This window comes from Brakhagea slesvicensis (assembly GCF_052161625.1).
GTDB lineage: Bacteria > Planctomycetota > Planctomycetia > Pirellulales > Pirellulaceae > JBKCUI01.
In genome coordinates this window covers 259,033-280,028 of record NZ_CP197412.1, presented here as the reverse complement: position 1 = coordinate 280,028, position 20,996 = coordinate 259,033, and the positions used below count along the sequence as shown (strand labels likewise).

At 54.3% G+C, this 20,996-nt stretch carries 14 protein-coding genes; 6 read left to right on the top strand and 8 right to left on the bottom strand.

Annotated elements, in window-relative coordinates; translation table 11 throughout:
- Window positions 1-10 precede the first annotated feature (10 nt).
- From SH467x_RS01020 to SH467x_RS01010, 3 genes are all read left to right on the top strand, one after another.
- Window positions 11-3,190, top strand: coding sequence for a secretin N-terminal domain-containing protein (locus tag SH467x_RS01020; RefSeq protein ID WP_482369460.1), 3,180 nt, complete (start codon window positions 11-13; stop codon window positions 3,188-3,190).
- The gene (locus SH467x_RS01015; protein WP_482369459.1) at window positions 3,159-4,028 is read left to right on the top strand and encodes an SDR family NAD(P)-dependent oxidoreductase; all 870 of its coding nucleotides are present in this window, start codon (window positions 3,159-3,161) and stop codon (window positions 4,026-4,028) included. The genes SH467x_RS01020 and SH467x_RS01015 overlap by 32 nt, the downstream gene beginning before the upstream one ends.
- Before the next feature lie 92 nt (window positions 4,029-4,120).
- Window positions 4,121-5,884, top strand: coding sequence for a DUF3352 domain-containing protein (locus SH467x_RS01010; RefSeq protein ID WP_482369458.1), 1,764 nt, complete (start codon window positions 4,121-4,123; stop codon window positions 5,882-5,884).
- Between the two features lie 79 nt (window positions 5,885-5,963).
- On the opposite strand, the gene SH467x_RS01005 is transcribed toward SH467x_RS01010, so the two are convergent.
- Window positions 5,964-6,923 carry an SMP-30/gluconolactonase/LRE family protein gene (locus SH467x_RS01005; protein ID WP_482369457.1) on the bottom strand — a complete coding sequence of 320 codons (960 nt, stop codon included), beginning with the start codon at window positions 6,921-6,923 and terminating at the stop codon, window positions 5,964-5,966.
- A gap of 145 nt (window positions 6,924-7,068) precedes the next feature.
- Entirely contained in the window at window positions 7,069-7,536 is a 468-nt protein-coding gene (locus SH467x_RS01000; protein WP_482369456.1) for a hypothetical protein, read from the bottom strand.
- 137 nt (window positions 7,537-7,673) lie between these two features.
- On the opposite strand from SH467x_RS01000, the gene SH467x_RS00995 reads away from it, so the two are divergent.
- On the top strand, window positions 7,674-8,537 hold the full coding sequence (locus SH467x_RS00995) for a zinc-binding metallopeptidase (protein WP_482369455.1): 864 nt from the start codon (window positions 7,674-7,676) through the stop codon (window positions 8,535-8,537).
- A gap of 49 nt (window positions 8,538-8,586) precedes the next feature.
- On the opposite strand, the gene SH467x_RS00990 is transcribed toward SH467x_RS00995, so the two are convergent.
- The 4 genes from SH467x_RS00990 to SH467x_RS00975 all read right to left on the bottom strand — a co-directional run bounded on the left by SH467x_RS00990 (window position 8,587) and on the right by SH467x_RS00975 (window position 14,740).
- Window positions 8,587-8,976 (bottom strand): ComEA family DNA-binding protein, encoded by a 390-nt coding sequence (locus SH467x_RS00990; protein WP_482369454.1) that lies wholly within the window; start codon window positions 8,974-8,976, stop codon window positions 8,587-8,589.
- Between the two features lie 15 nt (window positions 8,977-8,991).
- Window positions 8,992-9,993 carry a dihydrodipicolinate synthase family protein gene (locus tag SH467x_RS00985; RefSeq protein ID WP_482369453.1) on the bottom strand — a complete coding sequence of 334 codons (1,002 nt, stop codon included), beginning with the start codon at window positions 9,991-9,993 and terminating at the stop codon, window positions 8,992-8,994.
- Window positions 9,994-10,099: 106 nt separating this feature from the next.
- Entirely contained in the window at window positions 10,100-11,428 is a 1,329-nt protein-coding gene (locus SH467x_RS00980; RefSeq protein WP_482369452.1) for an amidohydrolase family protein, read from the bottom strand.
- A 57-nt stretch (window positions 11,429-11,485) separates the two neighbouring features.
- Window positions 11,486-14,740 (bottom strand): amidohydrolase family protein, encoded by a 3,255-nt coding sequence (locus tag SH467x_RS00975; protein WP_482369451.1) that lies wholly within the window; start codon window positions 14,738-14,740, stop codon window positions 11,486-11,488.
- Window positions 14,741-15,059: 319 nt separating this feature from the next.
- On the opposite strand from SH467x_RS00975, the gene SH467x_RS00970 reads away from it, so the two are divergent.
- Window positions 15,060-15,803: a sensor histidine kinase gene (locus SH467x_RS00970; RefSeq protein WP_482369450.1), complete on the top strand. Its 744-nt coding sequence runs from the start codon at window positions 15,060-15,062 to the stop codon at window positions 15,801-15,803.
- Between the two features lie 163 nt (window positions 15,804-15,966).
- A complete protein-coding gene (ahcY, locus tag SH467x_RS00965) occupies window positions 15,967-17,511 on the top strand; it encodes an adenosylhomocysteinase (RefSeq protein WP_482369449.1) in 1,545 nt (514 codons plus the stop codon).
- A 405-nt stretch (window positions 17,512-17,916) separates the two neighbouring features.
- Here the strand turns inward: ahcY and SH467x_RS00960 are convergent, their stop codons facing one another.
- Together SH467x_RS00960 and SH467x_RS00955 are read right to left on the bottom strand one after the other, a co-directional pair.
- Window positions 17,917-19,137, bottom strand: coding sequence for a DDE-type integrase/transposase/recombinase (locus SH467x_RS00960; RefSeq protein ID WP_482369448.1), 1,221 nt, complete (start codon window positions 19,135-19,137; stop codon window positions 17,917-17,919).
- 276 nt (window positions 19,138-19,413) lie between these two features.
- A complete protein-coding gene (locus SH467x_RS00955) occupies window positions 19,414-20,178 on the bottom strand; it encodes a hypothetical protein (protein WP_482369447.1) in 765 nt (254 codons plus the stop codon).
- Window positions 20,179-20,996 lie beyond the last annotated feature (818 nt).

The following is a 20,996-nucleotide window of genomic DNA, read 5'->3' as shown; positions in this document are numbered from 1 at the left end:
CCTTTTTCTCATGCCAAATGGACTGATGATGATTGCCGTGCACCGCCCGAAATTATCCCTGGGGATCCTCCTGCTTTTTCTCCTGTCGTTCCCTCCGTTAGCGCACGCGCAACGCACCGTGGTCACGACTCAGTCACCGGGTGGAGCCGTCGTGATTCAGCAGTCTGGGGGATTACCGCCTGGCGCTGTCGTTGTACCAGAGGGGGCTCCTGGTCAGCCTCCCGGTGGTCCACCTCCTGGAGGCCAACCTCCTGCGATCGGTCCCGATGGAAAGCCCATCCCTCCCGGTGGCCCCAATGCACCAGGGGGGAAAGGTCCAGAAGGGAAAGGTCCCAGTGCTTCCTCCGAGCCGATCAAACGGACCAGCACACCTCCCGAGCCACCGAACAAAAAAGAATTCGAAGTTCGACCGGACGAGAGAGGGATGGTGCAGTTCCAATTTCGCAACCAGGCTTGGCCCGATTTGCTTCGTTGGTTGGCCGAAACCTCCAACCTTTCTCTCGACTGGCAAGAGCTCCCCAGCGACTATCTCAATATCGCGACGCAACGAAAACAATCGCTCGAGGAAACCCGCGATCAGTTCAATCGCCACTTGCTCGCTCGGGGCTTCACCATGCTGGAACTCGACGGGATGATCCAAGTCGTCAAGACCGCTGGGATCAATGTTTCGCTCGTTCCCAAAGTACCACCGGAAGCCCTCGAGTCTCTTCCACCAAACCGGTTCGTTCGAACTTCCTTTAGTTTGACAACGTTGATCGCAAAGGAAGCTGCCCTCGAATTCAAACCTTTGGTAAGCGCCAATGGTGCATTGAATCCACTTGATTCTACGAACCGTCTTGAAGCGATGGACTCGGCAGGCAATCTATTTGAGATCTACCGAATCCTGCAGGAAGAGCAGTCCGACGAGGCTCAAGAAAGTCTCGCGCGCGAATTCGAATTGGAGTTCGTACGAGCCAACGACGCTCGCGAACAGATCATCAGTTTTCTCGGATTGGAAAACAAAGTGAATCGCGCATCATCGGGCAGACCGACCCCGCAAGAATTGATGATGCAGCAGCAGGAAATGCAAATGCGGATGCAAATGCAACAACAGCAGCAACAGCAAGGTGGCAAAACTCCCGCCGCGGCAGCCAACAACGAGATCTATGTGGTGGCCAATGTGCGACGCAATAGCGTGATCGCGCACGCCCCGCCGGACAAGATGGCAGTGATCGCCGCCTTTCTCAGGCGAATCGATGTACCGAACGAGAATTCAGCAAGCCTCCAGAGCATTGAGACGCGGATGAAGGTCTACCGACTGATGAGCTTGGATCCAAAACAATTTGTCGCTTCGATCATGGCGATGGACGCATTAGAACCCACTACCAAATTGGAGGTGGACGAAAAAAATCGAGCGATCATCGCTTACGCCTCGCTGAGCGACCAGATGATTATTCAGCAAACCTTGGACCGACTCGACGGCTCCGCCAGAGACTTTGAGGTCATACAACTGCGTCGATTGCGCGCTGAGGATGTCGCCGGAACGATCAAATTCTTAATGGGAAAAGAAGAACCCAAACAAGACGACCGAAACCGACGCATGTTCTATGATCCGTTCGGATTCTCACGACCACAAGAACCAACCAACGATGATAGCTTTCGATGCGGCGCCAATAGCCAGGACAATCAACTATTGCTTTGGGCGAACGAAGTAGAAATCCAAGAAGTGAACAAGCTGCTGGTGAAGCTTGGCGAGATTCCTCCACAGGGCTTGCAGAGAAGCCGCGTTCGCACGATCGATGCCTCGCGATCCGCCGAAACCAAAGAGTACTTGAAACGCCTCCAAGAGGCGTGGTCCAAAGTATCTCCGAACCCGCTCGTTCTGCCCGATGAAACCGAGTTTGAAAAGAAGGATGCCCTCAATACGCCACCCGAAAAACCAGCGGAGCCCGCATCTTCCGACGCATCCCAGAGCAAAGCCGATGCTCAGAGCGAATCCAAAGCCGACAAGAATGCCGACGACGCGGGAAAGACCGACGGCGCCGGAAAGCCTCAAACCGAGGAGAAGCCAGCCAAGAAACCAGATGCCGATATCACACAGAAACAACGAAGTGCGGCGGAATCCATTCCTGGTGGCCGGCTTTCGGTTCACCAAGTATCCGGCGGCGAGACTCCGCCAGGGAACGGGGCCAGCGCTAGGGATGCCGGTCCCGCCGAGGTCACGACAGCATCCAGCTTGCCATCGGAATCATCCAGCTTGCCAGCGAACTCGATTCGATTGCAATTCGATGAGCGAGGGAATCTAGTTCTCACCGGCGATGATCTCGATGCCCTCGATCGGCTCGAACAGATGATGCTTGCCAACGCACCTCCACTCAAACGCTACGAGGTTTTCTATATCCAAAATGCTCGTCCCTCTTGGGTAGAGCTGAATTTGAAGGACTACTTCAAAGACGAAGAACCAGAGAAAGACTCGAACCCCTTTGCATTCATTTTTGGTTTCGATTCCGGGCCGAAGAGCAAGTCGGAAGATCCGCAATTGGGAAAAAAACGGCAGCTGCGCTTCATCAGCGATATCGACACACGCTCGATTATTGTGATCGGAGCCGACGAACAGCAGCTAAAGACAATTCGCAGCTTGATCAAACTCTGGGACGTTCCCGAGAAGACGAATCGCCAAAAGTTGCGATTCACCAGATTGGTTCGGATCGAGCACTCCCGCGCGGACTCGATCGTCGAGGCGATCAAAGACGCCTATCGCGATCTTCTCAGCACCAACGACAAGGCCTTTAGCAAGGGAGCGGCTGGTGGGAACAAAGAATCCAAGCACGAAGAATCGACGGAGACAGTAAGCGACAGCGGTGGGTTGAATTTCAGTTTTACAGGTCGACTTTCAATGGGGATCGATCGCATCACCAATTCGGTCATCGTTTCTGCTGAAGGGGAGGATTTGCTTAAGTTGGTGATCGAGATGATCAAAGAGCTTGATCAAGCGGCTCAGCCGTCGGGGGCTGTTCAAATGATTGAACTTGGTGGTACAAATTCGGAAGCGATGGAGCGGGCGTTGAAGGCTTTGATTGGACCAAAAGATGTCCAGCGCGCTCCCCAGCAACCGGGCATGGAGGGGCAGCAGCAACCCAACGTGCCCAATCAATTTCAACCACCAGAATCGCAGGGAAATGCGAAGGGACGCAATCGACGAAATGGATAACAGCCAGGAACTTGCATACGCTCAGTCCAACGCCCTCCAGGGGCAATTGGCTTTGGTCACGGGCGCCGCTCGCGGGATCGGAGCAGGGATTGCCAAAGCTCTCGCAGCGGCCGGAGCGGATGTCGCCATCAATGACATCAACCCTGCCGATGAAACCGCAGCAGCTTGCCAAGCCATGGGACGCCGAGCCAAATCGTTTCTCTGTGACGTTTCGGATCGCAACGCGGTCGAATCGATGGTGGATCAAGTGGAAAGCGAGATGGGGCCGATTTCCATCCTTGTGTCCAATGCGGCTTATAGCGATCGGGAATTGTTTTACCAAGCGTCGATGGAGGGATTCCAAAAGACCATCGACGTCTGCATGTGGGGTCCGTTTTACCTCACGCGCGCCGTGGCGAACCGAATGATCCCTCGTTCTCAAGCCGCCGGTCCCGAAAAGTTCCGAGGGAACATTGTCGTTGTGAGCTCTCCCCACGCCTACAAACCGATTCCAGGAGCGATGGCATACAATATGGGGAAAGCAGCTATCGATCAGATGGCTAAGACAGCCGCCGTCGAGTTGGCCGAGTATCGCATCCGGGTCAACATCATCCATCCGGGCTGGACAGACACTCCTGGAGAACGCAAGTTCTTTCATGAAGACGAATTGATGGAGCGAGGGAAATCGCTTCCTTGGGGCAGGCTTGCACAGCCTGAAGACTTGGGGCATGGCGTGGCTTTTCTGGTCGATCCACGCAGCGATTACATCACCGGAGCGACCCTTTCCATCGATGGCGGTATCGTTCTCCCATTTCAAGAAATGTTTCGCGTGAAAGACCGTCCCGCAGTGAACACCTAAGTGAACTCCTAGTTCGATCGCGTCCTAAAAACTTTTATCTCCCCGCAGGATCGCTTCCAAGATCTGCCTCTTCCTTTCGAATTGCTGGCACTATGAACAAAACACTTATCCTCACGGCATTCGGTGCGTTATCGTTCTTTGGATCTTGGAGTTTGGCTCAACGTCCAACCGCTCCCCAGCTTTTTTCAGGAAAAGCGGTCGCGTACGCCCGAGTCAACGACACCCGAGAACTGAAAGATAAGCTTGCGGAGACCGCCACTGGCAAGCTTGCGAACGACAAAGACCTCAAACCGATACTCAACTCGTTCTACGGCAGCTTCTCCCAGCTCGTGCAAGGGATGCAGAACGAAATTGGACTCAATCTTGACGAACTCCTCTCCATACCGAATGGGGAGCTAGCGGTGGCCGTGATTCCGACAAAGACCCAGCCGGTTTTCTGCTTCCTCCTCGAGGCAGGATCGGAAATGCCGGCCGTCGAGATCTTGCTCAAGCGAGTCGAGGCTCGAGGGCTTGAACGGGGCAATCGAGAACGCCTTACCAAAGAAGTCGGACGCTTGGAGATCGTGCAATTCAAGACACCAAATCCGAGCCGGCAATTTGGATACTTCATCGACTCCGGTGTACTCGTTGGTTGCGCATCGGCGGAGTACGTTGAGACGCTGGCTCAAATCTGGCAGGGGAGCGGAGTGGATCACACCCCGCTCGCGGAGAATCGAAACTTCACAGATATCTTGAGCCGTTGTGTTGGAACCGAAGGGGAACGTCCTCAGATTTCTTTCTATGTCGATCCGGTTGGGATCGCCCGTGAAACCCTGAAGCAATCGAGCTCGGCATCGACCTTTGTTGCCTTGACCGCCATGAAAACGCTGGGACTCGAAGGCTTTAAGGCTATGGGAGGGAGCGTCATTATGGCGACCGAAGAATTCGACTCCATTCTTCATATGCACATGCTCATGGAGACCAATCGTCAAGGTGTCCTTCGAGCGTTGCGTCCTAAAAGCGGATCGACCGAGCCAGAAGCTTGGGTGGATGATTCGGTTGTCAGCTATAGCACCATCAACTGGGACTTCCAAAAGACCATGCAAGCGGTCCAGGAAATCGTGGATACTTTTGGTGGTGAGAACGCCTTCGAAGAGAACTTTCTCAAGAACGCGTCACGGGCGATGGGCGTTGATTTTCGCAAGGATTTTTTAGAAAACTTGGCAGATCGCCTGACGCTCACTCAAATGGTCTTGCCCGATAAGAAGATCAACAGCCAATCGAATTTGCTCGCTTTGCACATCAAAGATGAGAGCAAGTTCAAGACGGACGTGCTTCCAAAGATATTTGAGAAAGCAAAGGGTTCGGACTCGCGTTGGACCACCCGGCAAGTGGGAGATGTCGATATCCACTATTTGGAGATCCGATCCAATAGCGCTTCGATCCGCGCCCCGCAACCTGCATTTGCCTTGCTCGGGAAGACCCTGTTGTTCAGCGACTCCTCCGACTCGATCGAACGAGCGATCGGGGTTTATAGCAGCGGCGAGAATTTGCTTTCCGACGCCATCGAATTCAAACTGATTCGGGACAAGATCAAAGCGCAGCTGAAGGGGCAGGACTTCTCGATCATGTCTTACCAACGCCCCGATGAGCAGCTTCGCCTTTTTTACGATCTCGCGAACGATCCGAAGAATATCGATCGATTGGAGGAAATGTCGGAGAACAATCCGGTCTTCCAGTCCTTGGTCACAGCTCTCCGCAGCCGACAACTCCCCCCGTTCGAACAGATCTCCAAGTACATCGTACCGACAGGAGCGTTCATGACCGAGGAAGAAAACGGACTCCACTACACCGCCTTCTCCCTCAAACGAGAATAACCATTCTCTCCGGCCATTCTCTCCGGCCATTCTCTCCGGCCGACTGGTCGATTCCAGTCGGCCGGTCTTGTTCAATCGGTTACTTGCCAGATACCAACGTTCGAATGCGGCAGATATAGCTATCGGCGGTTACGAATAGCGTCGAACCATCTTCACCGAAGGTGCAGTTACTCGTTCGCTCGCCCGTGTTGATCCGACCGAGCAGCTTGCCAGTCGAGGAAAAGATCCATACGCCACCGGGGCCGGTCGCCCACAAGTTTCCTTTTTTGTCGACGGCGAGACCATCCGGCAGCCCGGGCATTTTGCCCACTTCCGCAGTGGCGTTGTGAAAGAGGCTTCCTTTTCCAAGCGTCCCGTCGGCTTGGACGGGGAAGCTCATCCAAATGGCATTCTTCGGATCGCTCTGCGCAACATAGAGAGTTTTCTCATCGGGAGAGAATCCGATTCCATTGGGTCGCTGCAGTTCGGTGGTGAGAAGCGTTACACTCCCGTCCTTCTTCGAAATGCGATAAACGCCAAAATGCTCCAGTTCGCGGCGCGGATCATTCTCGCGAGCAGGCAGTCCGTAGGGAGGGTCGGTGAAATAGATATCGCCGTTGCTCTTGAGGACGCCATCGTTGGGACTGTTCAACCGCTTCCCTTGGTAATTATCGGCCAAAGTCCGTTTTCCGCCTCCCGGAGTCAGTACCGAAACGCGTCGGTCACCGTGTTCACATAAAACGAGATTGCCCTGATCGTCGAGCAAAAGTCCATTGCTTCCTGGCTCCAAACCATAATAGGTAACGCCCGTATAGCCGGACGGATTCATAAACAACTCGATGCCCCCCTTGGGAGTCCATTTGAAGATCGAGTTACGGGGGATATCGGAAAAGAGCAAGTGCCCGCTATCTGGCTTGCCAATCCAAACGGGGCCTTCTGTCCAAGTGAAGCCATCGGCGAGGATCTCCAACTTGGCATCGGCTCCCAACAACGAGTCCACTTGCGAATCGAAGCGTTCGATCTTTCCGAGGACTCGCGGGCTCTGGGCTTGCACGCTCATGGGGATACTCAAACCAGATGCGAAAAGGGACAACGAGAAACACAGGTTACGGAGCAATACTCGACGGTTCATGATGCCTCTGCAAGAAGGGGGAGGATGGATGGAGCCCCCTATGATAACGCAACAAAGAACGAAATGGGGTGAGCTACTTCTTACCCGTTTTCGGTCCCGGAGCAATCGTCCACATACCCAGCGATGCGAGCCAAATCGGCCCTAAAAGGAGCCAAAGTCCGGTCCCAACTTTGCTGGGATGCTCTTCAACGCCAACGCTATTCAGCTGCAAGGCCGGATCATTCAGTGCCAGGGGATCGAGAGAAGGGGGGGCCGGGGAAGGGGAGGCCACCGACTGGGAGGGAAAGGATGAAGGGGCTGTCGTCGGCGAGGAGGGAAGGGGGGAGTTCGGAAACCCCGTGGTAATCGGCAATCCCCCTTGCGCAGGTTGCCATCCGCCCGTTGGCCCCCCATCCGGCCTAGGAACCGACGTCGAGGATGGAAGATCGGAGTTTTTGATCAATTGCTGTGGAAACGATACGACCCCGAGTGCTGGCAAAATCAATGCGAGCGAACTGGTCGCGCACAAGAGGATCAAACTTGCAAACTTCATCGATTTCATGATCTATTGCTCCTTCCATCAAACCTCGGGCTTTCGCCAACCACTCGATCGACAACCCATCGCTCGGAGGCGATGGTAACACAATTGCCAAGTCCAGAGCGACACCGAGTTCATCCTCCATTTCCCGGAGCGACAGCATGCAAAACTTGAAGACGACCGTTCGAATCGCGTGGCTACAAGTTGGTCGCCTGCTTCCAATCCGTTTGCGAATCGTCTTCTGGCTAGCGATCCTTTCTTTGACGACGGGGGCACCGTTTGCCGTCCCCCTCCTTGGTGCGGAATGGGAGGATCGAGCAGCCTCGAAACTCATCTCGATCACCGAAAAGTTTGGAGTTCCAGTTGTCGTGCGCGATCCAGGGTTTCCCGTCCGAATTTCGACCGGAGTCATCGATGGGAAGGAGTCGACACCGGAGCAAGTGTTGCAATACGCAGCGATCTTCGTTCCGGAGTTCTCGTATTACCCGGTAGAGTTTGTGCATCGCACCGGACTGCGACGGATCGTATTGTGCGAGGCCTTGTCTTTTTCCGGACAGTTGCGGACCGCTTTGCCTGATTTCGAAAACCAGACTCTCTACCTCGATGTCGCGCGCGGGGCGAACAACTCGATCTATACGCGGACCGTTATTCATCATGAGTTCTTTCATCTCGTGGATTACGCGGATGACGGCAGCGTGTACCGAGATGACGAGTGGTCCTCGTTGAACCCTGGATCGTTCCGATATGGTGACGGCGGTAAGAATGCTCAAGCGAACCGAAATACTTCCGTTTTGACGGACCAATATCCCGGTTTCTTGAATCACTACTCGACGACTGGCGTTGAAGAAGACAAAGCGGAGATCTTCGCCAATCTCATGGTTCGCCCTGCCTATCTAGAAAGGGTGATCCAAACCGATCCGCTTCTCGCTACCAAGGTTTCCCAGATGAAGCGATTATTGAGCCGTTTCTCGAAGGATTTGGACGAGTCCTTTTGGAAGTCCACACGCAACTCTGCCTCGCCTTAGCTCTCCCCTGGCCAATCTTTCTTGGGCAATTTGTCCTGGGCAATCATTCTTACGGTACGAGGACAAAGGGCCGGATTTGGTCGAGTCGCGTTTTCTTGATCCCAGGTACCGCGAGCAAATCTTCAACACGCTCGAACTTCCCTCGTTCCTCTCGGATACGAAGAATCTCCTTCGCAAGTTTGGGACCGACTCCGGGCAAGAGGTTGAGTTCGGATTCGGTCGCCAGGTTCAGATCCACCACAAAGGGTGCGGAGCTCAGACTGTTTGATTCTTTTTCCCGTTCCCGCCACTCGACATAGATCATCCAGGGAATGCACACGACCATTCCCATCGCAATGGAAACCGTGGCTCGCGCGAGAGGCCGGGGGTACATCCGTTCCACCGGTGCATCGATATGTTGATCTTTTTCGGTTGCTTCGGCGGGCGTCGGAGCATTCATGCGATTTCCCCGCGATCAGCTGGGGGTAAGTTGTTGCAAAACTTCTTGCACGATTCGCGAAATGACTTTGTCGTCGATCGGTGACTGGGATGCTAAAGGCTCTGCTTTCATGAACTCGAACCCTGAGAGCAATTGCTGAATCTTCGCTTGTGCGCGATCCGCCGCAGTCGCCTGCTGCGCAGTGAGGGGAGTCCTCGACTCGCCCAAATTCCAGCCCCGGACCTTGGCACCCCTGCGGAACCCTTCTGGGAACTCTGCGGTGGTGAGCATCGCGTCGAAAAGAGGCAGCAGTTGATACTGAAGCTTCATCGCTTGGTCCCAGTCCTTCGCTCGGCAAGCATCGTAGATTGCACGGGTTAATTCTGGCACCACACCACTCGTGGCGTTTGTGCCACCATCGGCACCGATCATGAGCATCGGGACCAGCGAAGCGTCCCAGCCAGTCATGAAGAAGAAATCGCTGCGAATGGGACGAACCTCGGCGATCATCCGCATCATGTGCGGAATGTCGCCAGAACTGTCTTTGATTCCGACGACGCGAGGACACTCTTCCGCTAAACGCTTGACCGTAGGAACATCGATCGGAGAGGCGAAGAGTGGGATGTTGTAGAGCGTGACGTCCACGCTGACTCGATCTGCGATCTCTTTGAAATATGCATAGACTCCATCGGGAGCCAATCGGTAATAGAAAGGTGCCACAATCGCAACGGCGCGGCAACCCAAATCTCCGTAGGTATCGCATGCGCGAATCGTCTCTTCAACGTTGGCCTCTGCGGCACCGGCCAAGATAGGAACGCGACCTCGCGTTTGATCCGCAACAACTTGGATAACTCGCTTCCGTTCTTCCGGCGTAAACCGAACGAATTCCCCGGTGCTTCCGTTCGGATAGAGACCGTGGACACCATGATCAATAAGCCAATCGACGTACGCGCGCAGCTTGTCCTCGTCGAGTCGGCCATGGACGTCGAGAGGGGTGATGTTGGGTGTGAAAATTCCGGCGAGAGGTTGCTTGTTCATGCCTCAAAAATACCACATTCTCGGCGCTTTGGGAAAAATGGGGTGAATTTTCCTCCGCGCATCCAAGGGAAAGAGCACTTCATGATTCGAAGGAGATGGGAATCGCCTAAGGCTTAGGGGCCCGCTCGTATCGAACTTTGTACTTGTCGTAGAGTTGAGTATGTTTGCTCGACAAATCGACCTTGCGCCCTTGGATCCAGGCATGGGTGACCTGGGTGGGAATCTCGAGGATATTTCCATCGGCGACGAACAAGGTCGCGTCTTTGCCTGCATCTAAAGAACCGATGGAATCCGCGACACCGAAGATCTCGGCGGCAGACAAAGTCACCGCGCGGATGGCTTGCGATTCGCTCAATCCAAAAGCGACCGAGGTCGCTGCATGGTAGGGAAGGTTGCGGACCATCGATGCCCCGAAGCGGCCATCGGTTCCGATGCAATAGCGGACGCCTGCAGCTTCCAATTGTGCGGGCAGCGCGTATATGGCGTCGTAAGGTGCATCCCGGCGAGAGGGCAATCGGTAGACGCTAGCGATGACAACGGGAACGTTCGACTCTTTCAAAAGAGGCGCACACAGATGGGCATCGGCACCACCGACCAAAACCATTTTCAATTGGTACTGATTGCAGAAAGCCACCGCGGTCTGAATCTGCTTGACTGTGTTCGCGATCACCAACACCGGCATCTCACCGCGGATGACAGGTTGCATAGCTTCCAGACGCAGATCCACCCCTTCCACGGTATCCGCATCCAAGAGTAGGCCATAGGCTTTCGCTTCGCGCATCAGAAGATGAAGAGGCGCTAACCGATCGCCCGCTTCCGACGATTCCCCTTCTGCGGCGGCACCGCGTCCCATTCTCACGGCTCCGAAGCGAGGCCAGTTGACGATCATGCCCACATCTGGTTTGAGTGTCATTTCCTCCCAAGTCCAACCGTCGAGCATCATCATCGCGGCTCGCCCGGAGACCAAGCCTCCGGAGGGGACGGTGACTGCAGAGAGGACTCCGTTGGCGCGGGCTACCGGAATCGTCTCGCTGTCAGGGTTGAAAGCGACAACGGCTCTCACGTTGGGATTGAGATTTCCTACTTCGGTGGTATCGACGCTGGCTCGAATCGATTCCACTTCAACCAATCCAATACTGGACAGCGAATCGATCATACCGGGGTAGATATGTTTACCGGTCGCATCCACAACCTCAGCCTTTTCGGGAACATCGAGACCCTTCCCGATCTGCTTGATCTTTCCTCCGTCGAAGAGGAGATCGCCACCGACAACCACATCTCCGGAAACAGTGTGGATGGTGCCGCCTTGCAACAGTACTGGCTTGCGCTGTGGTGCGCCAGGGATTTGATCGGAGGCGATCGATACTCGCATCGAAACGAGCATCAACCCTAGAATCGCGTGCGAGTAGAACAACCTGTGAAGAAGGGAAATCATCGTTCGAACCTAAATGGAATTTGTTTTGGAATGGATTGGAGATGAAGAGGTCGTGGACTAATGATCGTGGTCATGCTCCATCGCATGATCGTGGTCTTCATCATGATGATCGTGGCAGAACTCGTCGTGATGGGGCCACAATCGCGATGGGTCGTCTGCGAGTGAACTACGCTGCGACCCAGGCTCTCCCGACTCGATAACTTTTTGAACCAATGCTCGATGCAATTGAGCGTCCCGCTTTCGATCTTCGACATCCTGCGACCGGTCGAAATACTTTCGGCCATCGATCCATGTTTGTTCGCATCGGGACATCGGAGAAAGTGGGGAACCTGTCCAGATGGCCAAATCTGCATCTTTGCCTATTTCGATGGATCCAACGTGTTCATCGATTCGCAGTTGGATGGCCGGGTTGAGCGTGACGAACTTCAAAGCCTCCATCGGTTCAACGCCACCATACTTCACAGCCTTGGCCGCCTCGTGGTTCATATGGCGTCCGAGTTCATTGTCGTCGGAGTTGAAGGAGACGACGATTCCTCTTCGGTGCATCAACGCGCCGTTGTATGGGATGGCATCAAAGACTTCGAATTTGTAGTTCCACCAATCGGAAAACGAACTCGCCGTCGCGCCATGTTTGGCCATTTCGTCAGCGACTTTGTATCCCTCGAGGATGTGTTGTAGAGAACCGATGGTGATTCCGTATTCGTCGAGAACTCGGAGCAGTCCCAGAATCTCGTCTTGCCGGTAGCTATGGCAATGGATCCAACGTTTGCCATCGACGATTTCGGCGATTGCGTCCAGTTCCAAGTCTCGGCGAGGGGGCAATCCCTGTGGATTCTCTCGCCATCGATCCCACGACGCCGAATACTGCTGCGCGGCATTGAATCGTTCTCGGAAGAGCTGTTCGACACCCATTCGACTTTGTGGATAGCGACTACGAGTGCTTAGCTCCCAGTTGCTTTGCTTGACGTTCTCACCCAAAGCGAACTTGATCCCCGCGGGCGCTTGTTTGAATTTCAGTTCCTCGTAGGGGGCTCCCCACCGAAGCTTGACGACTTGATTCTGACCACCGATTGGATTCGCCGATCCGTGGAGAACGTTCGCCGTCGTGAGACCGCCGGCGAGTTGTCGATAGATGGTGATATCGCCGGCGTCGATGAAGTCCCCGATGCGAACCTCCGCCGTGACCGCTTGGGTGGCTTCATTGATTCCACTGTCGGTCGCCATGTGCGAGTGGCAGTCGATCAATCCGGGGCTGATCTGCCATTTGGATGCGTCCACGACGTGTGCATTCTCAGGAACTTCGAGTTCAGCGCCGATTGCATCAATCTTTCCGCGACGGACCAGCAAATCGACGTTCTTGAGCAAGCCATCGGGCCCGCACGTCCACAGGGTGGTGTCCTTGAACAGAACCACATCGTGCTGCTCCGGTATCGCCTCTCTTCCCATCGTCCCGGGTGGGTAGAGAATGGGCGATAGAATCTTCGCGACGGTAGCATCTTTCGCCTCCTCCTTCTTCGGCTTCGAATCCGATTTCTCCGCATCTTTGGCTAAATCCGACTTTGCATCCGAGCTGGAGTCTCGCTTGGCAGAAAAAGAGGCCATCGTCCCGTTTGGCCACACGATCGAACCGAGGAGCCGTGCTTGCGACGGAGACTTCGAGTCCAGAAACGTCACGCTCAAGTACCCGTTTCCTTTTAGCGATTCGTCTAGATTCCCTGCTGCGACGACCCCGGTGAGGGTATTGCTTTCGACCTTCAAGTTCTTCAGTTTGGATTCCTTTTTGGACGGGCCGGCCCCTTTATCCTTTGGAGATTCGGCGGATTTCTCCGGTGCATCTTTCGGTTCTGTCTTAGCGGGCTCGTCGTCGGAGGAAGGAACTCGAACAGCAGCGTTTGGCTTGCCGAGCGAATCTTTGATTTCCAAATGGAGTTCCAGATTTGGATGCTCACCCCCTGTCCAGGCGATTTGCCAGGTACCATCCATCGACGCCGTCGACTTTTCCGCATTTTCCGGACGGCGTCCGCGTGACCAAACCTCCTCCACTTTGCAAGCGTCATCGAATAGATCGGCGGACGCGACGATGAGGTTCGCCCATCGGCCTTGGCGAAGCGATCCGCAAGTGGCTTCGACGCCCAGGAACTTCGCGGGTTCAACGGTCATGGCTGCGAGGGCATCGTCTTTGGAAAGCCCCCGTGTGACGGCTTTTCGGACATTGGGCAAAAACTCGCTCGGATCCGTCAAACCAAAGGAGGTAAGGAGGATCGGGACGCCGGCTTGACGAAGCCTTGCGGGGTTTTCGGGTGCCAGTTCCCAGTGGGTTAACTCTTCCAATTCCACATCGATCGCTTGTTCAAATGACTGAACCGCGGGTGGTTTGGGGAAATTGACGGGTACGATAATCGTTCGATTCAACTTCGCGATCGGTTGGAGCAACTGGTACTCTTGGCCCGATCCCTTCAAGACGACTTGCAGACCGAATTCACGACCGAAGCTGTCGGCGCGAAGCGAGTACTGTTCGTTCAATGTGTCAAAAACAACCGGTTGCCCCGAAGCAATCGCCTGAGTAAGGGACTGGAGCGCTAGGTTGTCATCGGGCTTCGCAAGTCCCGGCTGGGTGCGGTAAGCTTGATGGGCTGCTGCATACCATTGGGCGTCGAGAAACGTTTGACGAGCAAGTGCGACGGCCCCCATCGGGCTGCTTGGATAGCTATCCCTTCCTCGGCCTCGGCTAACGGTCAGTCTAACGTGAAGAGCCGCATTGGATCGAAGAAGGGCTTCCTGAGTTGGAAATTCACCGGTTGAGAATACCGCGCTTTGACCTTTGATAATGCCATCGCGAGGGGAGACCAAGGCGGTGGTGATTCCGGCCTTGCGCAATTTGCCGAAAAGCGATTCAGTGGAAGCCGGAGTGATTTCCTGTGCGAGGGAACGCTCAGGCGTGATTTCTCGGCTCCAGTGCGCCACGCCTGGTGCGGTGGCGGCGGGCGGCAGATCCGATTCGATGCCTGCATCCACCAGTCCTGGGTAGATGTGTTTTCCTCGAAGCTCGATCACGCGCGCTTCCGGTGGGATGGTGACTTCCGATCCCACTTCGGAAATCTTGCCGTCGCGAATGACCAGCGTGCCATTCTCGATCTTCTTTCCGGGCTCGACGGTGATGGAAGCCCCGGTGATGGCATACACTTCGTTGGGATGTTCGCTGATACCGGCTTCTGGGAGGGTCGAAGTGGTTTGCTGCGCTCGGGTCCAGGAGGTCGCGGGGAAAGTCATCGCCGCGGCAAATAGGAAACTAAGAATTCGAGGGAGCTTCATAGATGTTCACTCAAAAGGAAACGGATGAAGAATCAGAGCTAGGGGGGCTGGCGAGGAGAGGTTGCTAGCCGGAATGTAGTGCCTACGGGGACCAGGCGCGGACGGAATCCGAGGAAAGCATCGTGCCATCCCGTTGGAGAGGAGCGATCGTAGCGGTTGTAGCGAACGCTGTGCGCATGGTAGTTGCGGTGTACAATTCGGGAAGGGATTGGTGAGCGAGAATTTTTAAATCCGATTCCCGAGTGGACCGCATTGCGAGATGACTTCCAGGGTCGAAGGTATCTCCCCTCCAATTCGATAGCAGCACGAGCTCTTCTCCATGGCCGACGATTCTCCATCCTCCAAATCCCAACAAGAGCTCGCCGACGAACTGCGTCGACAGTACAACGAGCTGGCCGAGTTGGCCGGATCCCTGGCCCACGAGATAAAAAATCCGCTGTCGGTCATTCACATGAACTCCGACTTGCTCTGCGAGGAGCTCGAGGAATCCCCGTTCCCCGGTCAGCGACGCGCGATCGCCAAAGTGGATATGATCCGGCAACAGTGCAACCGCTTGGAGAATCTCTTGCGGGATTTTCTTCGTTTTGCACGGATGCGAGATCTCGAGATGACCGTTGGGTCTCTCAACGATCAGATCCAGCGAGTTCTCTCCCTATACCGAGCGCAAGCGGACAAAACCGACGTCCGACTCCAAACCTATCTCGATTCCAACCTACCTAATATCAAGCTACACAGCGACTCCCTGCAAGCAGCGCTGCTGAACTTGGTCAAAAACGCCTTGGAAGCCATGCCCGATGGCGGCGAACTCTTGGTTCGGACCTACTCCACGCCAGGAGGAGTAGCGCTCGAAATGATCGATACCGGCTGCGGCATGGATGAAGTCACCGCGATGCGAATGTTCGAGCCGTTCTATTCCACCAAGCACGGAGGGTCCGGGCTGGGGCTTCCCACTGCTCGGAAAATCGTCGAGGCCCACGGCGGTCGCATCGCTGTCCAAAGCGAAGTCGGGCGCGGGACCAAATTTGTACTCGAATTCCCAACCCCCATCCGTTTGGCCGTCTAACCGGTTGCATCGAGAAACTTTTTCGCGGATCCGAATGCTTGGTTATCTTTTCATCCGGATAGGCGGATGATATAGTAGTCACAGCTCGGGCGAAGAATCCGATGGATGCTCCGGGCCAGTTTTGTTGGAATCATTGCGGACAATAAAGAGCGGGAGTAGCGAAATGAGTACAGTGGCCAAGGCACCGAAGCAGCTGAGTGGTAGCGTTAGCAGCGATCGTTTGCCCTTCAAGGTGAAGGCATTTGATTTGTTGGCAGAGGGGAACCGAACCGAAGCCGAAGCGCTGGCGAGCTTGGGCCGCAAGGAAATTCAGCTTGCCGAAGACGAGATGCCAGGCTTGATGGCACTGCGAGCTCGCTATGGAGCCGAAAAGCCGTTGGCCGGTGCAAAAATCATGGGCTCGCTCCACATGACCGTTCAAACGGCTGTGCTAATCGAGACCTTGGTCGACCTCGGTGCAGACGTGCGTTGGGTTAGCTGCAATATTTTCTCGACGCAAGACACCGCTGCAGCAGCGGTCGTGGTGGGGCGTGGTGGTAGCTTGGACAACCCAATCGGAACCCCAGTCTACGCTTGGAAGGGTGAAACCCTCCCGGAATACTGGTGGTGCACCGTGGAAGCGTTGGTTTGGCCAGACGGATCCGGTCCTGATTTGATCGTCGACGACGGTGGCGATGCGACGATGCTTATCCACTTGGGTACCAAATACGAAGCGACCGGTGTGGTTCCCGACTTCAATCCAGAAACCGAGCCAGAAGAGTGGGGAGTTATCCTCGAAACGCTTCGCAAGGAGCTTGTTGTCAACCCAGGTCGGTACACCGCAATGGGCAAAGCCGTTCAGGGTGTATCGGAAGAGACCACTACGGGGGTCAAGCGTCTGTACGGAATGGCTAAGACCGGCGAACTACTGTTCCCTGCCATCAACGTCAACGACTCGGTTACCAAGAGCAAGTTCGATAACCTCTACGGCTGCCGACACTCTTTGATCGACGGACTCAACCGTGCCTCCGACGTCATGCTGTCGGGCAAGGTCGCAGTGGTGTGCGGATTTGGAGACGTGGGCAAAGGTTGCTGCCAATCGCTTCGAGGTCAAGGCTGCCGAGTCATCGTCACCGAAATCGACCCGATCTGCGCGTTGCAAGCGGTCATGGAAGGATACGAAGTCAAGACGCTCGAAGACTATCTCGAATCCGCTGATATCTTCGTCACGGCGACCGGCAACTTCAACATCATCACCGCCGAACACATGGCCAAGATGAAGGACAAGGCGATCGTCTGCAACATCGGTCACTTCGACAACGAAATCGACATGGCTGGCTTGGAAAAGCTCCAAAAGACCGGCAAAGTAGAACGCCGCAACATCAAACCGCAGTTCGATCAATGGTACTTCCACGAGACCAAGCACAGCATTTTGGTCCTCGCCGAAGGTCGATTGATGAACCTAGGTTGCGCGACCGGTCACCCCAGCTTCGTCATGAGCACTAGCTTCACCAACCAAGTTCTCGCTCAATTGGAACTTTGGAAGGAACGCAAAAACGGTACTTACGAGAAGCAAGTCTACACGTTGCCGAAGCACCTCGACGAAGAAGTCGCTCGACTCCACTTGGAAAAGCTCGGTGTCAAGCTGACCACGCTTAGCAAGGCACAAGCGGATTACATTTCGGTAGACGTCAACGGCCCCTTTAAGTCCGACAACTACCGATACTAGGCCGCTTCCTAAGTGAATTGGTCGTAGTAAACATCGCACGATCCTTCGCAGCCGCGAAGGATCGCGTCGTTTTGTAGGGAAGACTCGATCTCCCCAGCGATCCGGCTGGCAAGATCAGATTCTCGCTTCGGCGCTGCAGAACATTCTGGAAAAAAGCGTTCGAGAACTCGGCGCTATTAGGTGAGTTGATGGTGCGGCGCGAGTTTCTCTGAGGCACAGCTCGTGCAATCGATGAACCTGGACTCACTTCGACCTAAATGGGCGATCGGCCGGATCGCTTTTATTGTTTTGTGAGTTGGTTCAACCTCGATTTTCTGGATTGCGACGGTCAATCAGACATCCATCGAGTTTTGTTGCTCGCCTGGTGATCCTCTTTTCTTGGTACAAGACGCAGTTGGACAATCCTTAGCTCGTGTTGTTTTGGAGTGATACAAGTGCTGGTTCGCTTTCTTTTGCTCTGCATAAATCACAGCTTAGAGCGCGATTGTGCGCTATCCTCGCAGCTCTTGCTGTTGTTCGCTTCTCTTTAAGGTCCACCGGAACTTTCGCTCCGGTCCCAAAGACCATCTCGTCGGGCGTCTGCCCTTGAAAAGCAAAATGGGGAACAACCGAGTTGTGCTGCTCCACGTAGAAAGCAATGAGCTTGCGAATGGAACTCGCGCTATCGAGTTCGTTCAAATACAACCACTGGTTCTTCAACTGACGCCACCAGGCTTCGATCATGCTGTTCGATTCGACAATGTCGACCTGCGCAAGGATACGTTGGATCGTGCCATCAGAAACAAGATCATTTACTGTACCATTCACGTTTTCAACGCCCGAGTCCATGACCGCAGAGGGTACTGTGTTTTCGGGGAGTCCCTTCGCTGCTTCCTTAAGGAGTTCCGCGGTCGTACCAGTTTCAAAGGTGTCGTTCAATCGCCATGCGAGAATGCGGCGCGAGAAGTTATCGAGAATTGCGTGAAGGTACACGGGGCTGCCATCGAGCAATCGAACAATGGTTGTATCGACATGCCAATACTCATTTGGCTTTGTCGCTCGCAATCCGACGCGCGGTTTCGGTGGGTAGATGCGCTTACGAGACCGGATCCAATTTCCGCTTTGAATCGCTCGGTACCAAGTCGAGGTGCAAGCGTAGACCTTTCCCAAGCGCGCGGCCAATCGTGCAATCGATCCGACGCTGAGATAACGATAGTCTTCAGACTGCACCATCGATCGCATTTCGGAGCGTTCCATCGCAGTCATTTGCCCTGGCAAAGATCTGGGACAAGACGAGACATCATCCAATCCGCATTCTTGCGAGTTCTTCCAATCGTAGAAGCGTGAAGACGAGATTCCGATGCAGACAAGTAACCTCGGCAATCGAACGAATCGGCTTGCACGATCAATGACTCGGAGGAGTTTTTCTTTATCGCTTCCTTGAGGCAAGCGTTGGTAGGTAAGCGAAAAGCCAGATAGCCGAAGCAAGACAACGCACAGTCGAAGCAAAGCTCTCAATCGTGCAGTGCGCCGCTCGAGAAGGTAGACCCTCTTTTCGAGGCTTTCGACATAATCACCATCTGCAATCAGTGTCACGACCGGTCGAGGTCGAGCCTTCGTCCAGCCGTGGATCGTGGATCGAGGCACACCGATTCGTCGTGCGGTCTCCGTTCTTCCAGATTGGAAGACCAATTCCCGCAAACGGTGATCATACGAGTTCTGCTGGCGTTTAGGTGCGATCACACTAGAGGAAGTAGAGGCGAAGTTGAGGTCGCACAGAATGGAGCTGAAGAAGACAGGTGTAATTGGCTCTTAAGCTATTTCTTTTCAGTCCATCCATCACTTGGATGCCAGAGTTTCACAAACAATCTGCCGTGATATGCTGACTCGGCTGGCCGCACGAACCACGCTTAGGGGAGTAGCTTAGTCTTTGTTATGGCGTTCCCGATTTAATCGAAGCTGAACGAGTTCTTCCTTGAGTGGTTTCCAATACGCCTCGTCGGCACGTCGTTCCATCTCCTTTTCTTGCCTCAGGTACATTTCGATCTGCCCGAAATCATTCGGTTCAACCGACGACAACCACGGTCGCGAGGAGGTCAGTGCCATCACGGATTGAGGAAAGCGTTGCATGAGCTGGCTTAGCATTGCTGGTGTGCGAGACTCGCGCAGCCAGAATTGAACCATCGCGTCATTGTGATCATCTTGATTCTCATCATAGTGAGCTTCGACTAAGCGGCGGATCATTGGCCAGTCTTTATCGCGTTGCGTCTTTTTTGCACAAACGAGATCTTCAATCGCGAGAACCTCATACACAGCGTTTGCGCTCGGATCTTGGATCGTGGTTCGCCGCTCCCACAGGCGATCAAATGGTTCGCATCCGCGCAGTTGGGTCATCACATCGATTCGCAGGCCGTTCACGTCGGAGTGTTTACACCGAAAGTGAACCGCATGTCCGCGTTGGAGATACTCCGCCTTGAATTCGGGAATCGCGATACATTCTGCCTGCAATTCGGCCAAGGCTGCGTTTAGATTTTTGAAGTTGTCTTCATCGGCCAAGATCACGACATCGCAGTCGCGGCTAAACTCCGCTGCGCCGTATAACACGCAAGCCTGACCGCCGATAAGCAGGTGGCGTACTGCGTGGCATGACAGCGTCGAAAGGACTTTGAGAATCGGGTTCGGGATCAAGTGAGCCTCCGGCCTCCAAGTAGAACCGCCAAAGTTTTGTGGATTCCTGCATCCTCTCAAGCGGAGTGAGGCGATACCACTCCTTCCACGAATCCGAGTCAGATCGTGCTTCTTCCAGTCTACGGAGTCGCTCTTGTTCGGTCACTTGTCAAACTCGACGTGGAGATACGGAGAACAATCGTCGGACAGTCCATCTTACCAGAGGGATTGGATTTTCCAAGATTGAGGGCGAGGTTGGGTCGCCAGGACTGGCTGGTTGCAGCACTGTGCAGAAACGAGACTGTGCAAGTAGTGGTTATTTCGCAGGGCGAAAAAATGGCTGATTGAATCGATCGCGGAACGTTGATTGGGAAAGTCGATACAGCAGACGTTCCATTGCAAATCGAACGAGAACCAAGTCGAAAGCTTCCCCGTTCAATAGGGTGTTCGAGAAAAAATATGGGTCCGGTTGTGAACCGAATTTGAAGAATCGGTTCAAACTCGTTCCTACCGATAGCAGTATATCGAACGGGTCTCGAAGCCGCTTAAGTCCTTTCCAGAAAACAACTTGCATCTCTTGCAAAAAGAGCTTGTTGTTAGGAAGAGGGTTGCGCACGGGGAGCCTTTCAAATCCTCGGAATTTCCGAGGGTTCGATTTAACAGAGAAGCCGAGGATTAAACCCCTCGGCTTTTTTCGTTGTTTCTCAAGGGTTTTGGAGGCTCTCGTGCGGCCGGCCTCCATCCAGAGAGTGCTCTCAATTCACCCCAAAATCGCATTTCTGAGACCGGACCGCACAAATTCGTCTGCAACTCTCAGATTCTCTGTTTGACAGAGAACT